The 359-nt window shown below is 46.8% G+C and carries 1 protein-coding gene; it reads right to left on the bottom strand.

Features of this window, described 5'->3' with window-relative positions; translation table 11 throughout:
• Positions 1–359: Rib/alpha-like domain-containing protein (locus E5983_RS09595; RefSeq protein WP_269148559.1), on the bottom strand; the 359-nt coding region annotated here is incomplete at both ends.

The following is a 359-nucleotide window of genomic DNA, read 5'->3' as shown; positions in this document are numbered from 1 at the left end:
ACTTTAACGGTTACCGGAACCTCATCACGAGTACCATCTGGATAGGTTACAACAACAACAGCTGACTTGTCTCCCTCACTTGAGGTATTAACAGGAGCCTTAAAGGCAAACTGGGTGCCCTCAGGTAAGCTGCTCGCATTCTCAATGGAATTTACTGCTTGTGGAGTTTCATTCGGTTTAACCGTCTGCGTCTTCCCTGCTGGCGTATACTTGTCCGCATCTGGTGCAACAACCTTAACAATTACTGGAACGTCTTCCTTGGAACCATCTGGGTAAGTTACTTCAACTGTTCCTTGCTTATCTCCCTCAGTTGAGGTGTCAACCGGAGTTTTAAAGCCAACTTTGGTCCCTTGTGGAAG

It is taken from the genome of Streptococcus danieliae (assembly GCF_009767945.1).
In the GTDB taxonomy this organism is placed as follows: domain Bacteria; phylum Bacillota; class Bacilli; order Lactobacillales; family Streptococcaceae; genus Streptococcus; species Streptococcus danieliae.
Note: the sequence above shows the minus strand (reverse complement) of the source record. Positions and strands in the feature narration are given on the sequence as shown.